The organism is Quisquiliibacterium sp., from assembly GCF_982640115.1.
This window is the reverse complement of the sequence record NZ_CEXFHW010000228.1, coordinates 1-5,196: the sequence shown is the minus strand read 5'-3', so window position 1 is coordinate 5,196 and position 5,196 is coordinate 1. Positions and strand designations below refer to the sequence as shown.

Sequence of the window (5,196 nt, the reverse complement as noted above, 5' to 3'; positions counted from 1 at the left end):
CGCCGCGGTGGCCATGAACCGTGCCGGCCGCAGCCGCCAGGCGCCAGCCATCATGCCCAGCGCCACGCACCAGACCAGACTGAGCACCGCGGCGTCGGTGTAGTGGGGCCGGCTGGGCAGGCGTGCATCGAGCGCACCCTGCAGCCAGGACACATGCAGCTCGGTGCCGGGCTGGTTGGTGTCCACCGGCGTGGCACGGCTGTCTCGCAGGCCCGGCGCGGTGGGGCCGAACACCACCACACGGCCGCGCATCAGATCGGGCGGCATGCGGCCTTCGAGCATGTCGAGCACCGACACCGTGGGCACGCTGCCGCGCCCGCCAAAGAAGGGCAGCATCGATCGTGCCTGCTCGTCGATCGGCAACCGGTAGGGCCCCAGGGTGATGGTTTCGGCGACCGGCTGCCCGCGCAGTGTGGTGGCCTGGCCGAAGTCCACCTGCGCCTGGTCGCCCGCCACGATGGTGAGCGCGGCCAGCATCAGCGAGGGATAGAGCATGCCCTCGTTCTCGATGAGCAGCGGCAGGCGGCGTGTGACCCCGTCGGCGTCCACCGCCGGGTTCATGTGTCCGGCCCTGCCGGCGGCCTGCACCAGCGAGGCGAGATTGGCGCCGTAGCCGTCACCGCGCGGCGGAAACACCCCGGACTGGTGGGCGATGTCCGCGGGCAGCCAGGGGTCGGGCAGGGCACCCACCCGCTGACTGGCGTCGTTGGTGAAGTAGTGGCCGAGCACCACCGGCCGGCCGGCCAGCACCCGGGCCAGGGCGGCATCGCGGTCGAGTTCAACCAGCAGGTCGCGCATCCGGGCGCCCAGGACCGAGTCCTCGGCGCCCGGGGTTCTCGCCAGTCGCTCGCGGATGCGATCGGCATCACTGCGGTCGGGCTCGGCAAACACCATGTCGAAGGCGATCGCCCGTGCGCCGTGCTGGTCGATGACCGCCTGCACCACCTGCGCGATGCGGTCTCGTGGCCATGGCCACTGGCCGATCCTCTGCAGGCTTGCCTCGTCCAGCGCGAGCAGCGTGACCTTGGGTGTCCCCGTGAATTGGAGGGTTGATCGCACCCAATTGTCGTGAATGAACAGGTCGAGTCTTTGCAACACTGGGGGTGTGAGGCCCTGGGTGATCAACCAGGTCAGCACCAGCGTGACCAGCAGCGTGCTTGCCGCCGAAGCGAGCAGCGCCACGCCCCTCGGAGTGAATTTCTTGGCAATGCCGAATGTCATCACCGGCCATGATGCCGGCACAGCGCCGGCCGCGAAAGCGGCGGGTGTCGGCATGGCCGTTGCCGGTCGATCGGCGGGGCTGCTGCTCGCCGCGCTCATCGGGCTGGCCCCGCCGGTGATGGCCCGGGCCCAGTCGAATCCGCAGGGACCGCTACCGGTCATGCCCGCCTCCAGTCCGGCGCCAGTGGCTGCGCCTGCAACTGCAACTGCGCCTGCACCTGCGCCGGCGACGCCGTCGGCGCCGGTCGAGCCACGCTTCCGGATCGCCCGCTACCAGATCGAAGGCGCCACCCTCGTGCCGCTGCCTGCCCTGCAGGCCGCGGTGGCCGGCTTCACGGGCGATGGGCGGCGCTTTTCCGACATCGAACTCGCCCAGGAGGCGATTCGCGAGGCCTATGGCCGCGCCGGCATCACCGCGGTGCGCGTCCTGCTGCCGGAGCAGACCATCGAGTCGGGGCTGGTGCGCCTGCAGGTCGAGGAACTCAGACTTGGCAAGCTCGAAGTCGCGGGCGCGCGCCACCGCAGCCTTGCCAATCAGCGCCGTGCCGTGCCCTCGCTGCGTGAAGGGGCCACGCCGTCCGATACCCTCATCGGCGACGAACTGCGCTTGGCCAATGAGAACCCCGGTCGCTACATGCAGGTCACCTTCCGCACCGAGGATGACGGTGCGCTCGCCGGCACCCTGCGCACCAGCGATCTGCCGCCGGTGGCCGGTCAGGTCACCCTGGACAACACCGGCTCGCCCAGTACCGGGCAGTGGCGGGTCGGGGCGGCGGTGCAGCACCACAACCTGCTCGATCGCGACATCGTCGGCACCGCGCAGGCGATCACCTCGCCGGGGCGCGAACACAATGTCCAGATCGCGTCTGTCGGGTTGAGAGTGCCCGTTTATCGGCTCAAATGGCTGCTCGATGGCAGCTTGTTGCACTCGAATGTCGATTCGGGCACGTTGAGGACAGCCGCCGGGGACTACTTCATGTCCAGCAGCGGCAACACACTCAGCCTGCGTGCCACCCGGCTTCTGCCGCGGTTGGGCGCGTGGGATCCGAGGTTCTCGTTCGGGCTGGACATCAAGCAGGTCAACAGTCGTGTTGCCACGGTCACCGATGGACCCAGCCTCATCCCCAGCGTCGTCCTGCGGCCGCTTTCGCTCAGCTACCGCGCCAGTCGCCGGGACGACCGCTGGTCGGTGTTCGGCCTGGCCAGCTACAGCCGCAACCTGCCGGGCAGCGGGCGCAGCGACGCCTCGGTCTTCCAGGAGCCCGGGCTTCGCGCGGGCGCCAACCCCTACTACGGCATCACCCGCTGGAGCCTGGGCGGCTCGGTCTCGGTCCGAACCAACACGCTGCTTGCCTCCTGGAGCGGTCAGTGGACCCGCGATGCGCTGGTACCGGCCGAGCAGTTCGCCATTGGCGGTGACGGCTCGGTGCGCGGGTTCAGCAGTCGGGTGGCGGCGGGTGATCGTGGCCAGCGCTTCTCGCTCGAGATGCAGTCGCCGATGCGCCCGGTCCAGACCAACCCTGGCACCGACTTCGGCTGGCAGGTGTTCTCCGATACCGCTGCGGTCCAGCGCAACAACGCGCTGGCTGGCGAGAAGGAACGCTATCTGCTCTCCAGCCTCGGCGGTGGCATCCGTCTGGCGTGGCGGCACGGCATGTCCTTGCGCCTGGACTCCGGCTTCGTTCTTCAGGGCGATGGTCTGTCCACCCCCGGCGATGTCTTCCTGCACATGGCCATGAGCTATGGGTTCTGACCTTGGACACTCCCGCTCCCGGACCCGCCTGAACCGCCCTCAGCACCCGGCGGCGGCGCGGCCGCCGTCACGCCCCTGGCGGATGGGGCTTCTCGCGGGGGCGATCGCGGCGATCGGCGCGCCGGCCTGGGCCAACCCCAGCGGTGCGCAGGTGGTCCAGGGAAGCGCCACGCTGCAGCGCAACGGCGCCACACTGAGCGTCACCACCAGCAACGGCGCGGTCATCCACTGGAACCAGTTCAACATCGGCGTGGGGGAGACCACCCGGTTCATCCAGCCCAGCGCTGCCAGCCAGGTGCTCAACCGCGTGGTGTCGGGTGCGCCCAGCGAGATCCTCGGCCGGCTCGAGTCCAATGGCCGGGTGTTCCTGATCAACCCCAGCGGCGTGGCCTTCGGACGCGGCGCGCAGGTGGATGTGGGCGCCCTGGTGGTGTCCACGCTCAGGCTGAGCAACGAGGACTTCGCCGCTGGCCGCATGAACTTCGGTGGCACCGCCGCCGAGAACCGCGCCGCTGGCGCCATCCGCAACGAGGGCAGCATCCGCACCGCCTCGGGCGGTCTGGTCTACCTGGTGGCGCCGCAGGTCGAGAACAGCGGGATCATCCACTCGCCCGAGGGACAGGTGCTGCTCGCGGCAGGTCACCGGGTTTCCCTGGTCAATCCGCAGGCGCCCGAGGTGTCCTGGGAGGTGTCGGCGCCCGAGTCCGCGGCCATCAACCTCGGCGAGGTGGTGGCCCGTCGCATCGGCCTGCACGGCCAGCTCGTGAGGAATGCCGGCGTGCTCCAGGCCACCACCGCGGTGGTCGGCGAGGATGGCCGCATCACGCTGCGCGCGCGGCGCCGGGTCGAACAGACCGCCACCGGTCAGATGGTGGCCAGCGGCGTTGATGCCCAGGGTCGCCGCAAGGGTGGCGAGATCGACATCCAGGCCGGCGAGCAGGTCAGCCTGCAGGGCCGTATCGATGCCAGCGCCACGGCGGCCGTGCAGCTTCCGGTTGTGACGCCATTGGCGGTTACGGGTACTGGCAGCGCTGGCGGCGTCGGGCAGTCTGCCGGGGTGGGCACGTCTCAGGCCGGTGCCTCGGCGGCGGAGCCAGCGGGCGCGGTCGCGGGCTCGTCTGCGGTGAACACCTCCCTGGCTGCGTCCTCGCCTGCCGCCTCATCGGGTGCGGCGGCGGGAGGGGCTTCTTCACCGGTCGCGGCATCGCCGGCCGCGGCTGAGGCCCCGTCCACCGGTTCGGCCTCTGAGGCCGCCGGGTCTGTGCCGCCGATCGCAGGCGCGTCATCGGGTGTCCTGCCCCTCGCAGTTCCCGTGTCAGCTCCAGCGCCGGCGCCGGCGCCCTCACCGGCGCCTCCCCAGCCCGATCCGCGAAACCTGCTCGCGGGCGCCGTGGTGGGCACGGGTGGCAGGGTTCGGGTCATGGGGCGCGAGATCGTGCTCGGCGAGACCCTCAGCATCGATGCCTCCGGTGGCGCCGGGGGCGGCACGGTGCTGGTCGGCGGTGATGTGCAGGGCACGAGCGCTGGCGCGCCGAATGCAGTCAAGGTGTTCATGGCGAGCGGCGCCGTGATCAGGGCCGATGCCACCACGCTCGGCGATGGCGGCAAGGTGATCCTCTGGGCCGATGACACCGCGCTCATCCACGGGCGCATCAGTGCCCGTGGCGGGTCGCAGGGCGGCGATGGCGGGTTCATCGAGACATCCGGCAAGCGGGTGCTCGCGGTGACGCAGACACCCGATGCATCGGCGCCGCAGGGGCAGGGCGGTACCTGGTTGATCGATCCGTACAACCTTACGATCCAGGACGACAGCGGGGCTGCCGATGTCTGGCTCGACTACGACGATGATCTCCTGAAGGCGACGCCGTTTGACAACTATGCCACGCTGAGAGCCAGTCACATCTCAGCCGCGCTCAATCAGGGCATGAATGTCGAGGTCAACACTGGCAGGTCGGACGTCGGTGAGCAGGCCGGCAATATCTACGTCAACCATGCGATCTCGAAGACCACTGGCGGCAGCGCCACGCTGACCTTCAAGGCGCACAACAACATCGAGGTGAATGCGGGTATCTCCTCGCAGTCGAACAAGCTGAATGTGGTTTTCAAGCCCGACAGTGACAGCAACGGGCTCGGCACCACGGTGTTGAACACCGCCACCGTGTCGCTCAATGGGGGTGACTTCAAGGCCGTCGACAACGGCGGGCGGGTGAGCTTTGCGCCCG

General features: G+C 69.6%; 3 protein-coding genes. 2 read left to right on the top strand and 1 reads right to left on the bottom strand.

The annotated features are described in order from the left end of the window. Positions 1 to 1,221, bottom strand: a 1,221-nt coding sequence (locus AC2H6A_RS17700) for a CHASE2 domain-containing protein (RefSeq protein ID WP_484275041.1), incomplete at its 3' end; no start/stop codon positions are given. On the opposite strand from AC2H6A_RS17700, the gene AC2H6A_RS17695 reads away from it, so the two are divergent. Further along, positions 1,208 to 2,974 (top strand): ShlB/FhaC/HecB family hemolysin secretion/activation protein, encoded by a 1,767-nt coding sequence (locus AC2H6A_RS17695; RefSeq protein WP_484275042.1) that lies wholly within the window; start codon positions 1,208 to 1,210, stop codon positions 2,972 to 2,974. The two genes, AC2H6A_RS17700 and AC2H6A_RS17695, sit on opposite strands and share 14 nt — an antisense overlap. An 82-nt stretch (positions 2,975 to 3,056) precedes the next feature. Beyond that, positions 3,057 to 5,196: two-partner secretion domain-containing protein (locus tag AC2H6A_RS17690; RefSeq protein WP_484275040.1), on the top strand; the 2,140-nt coding region annotated here is incomplete at its 3' end.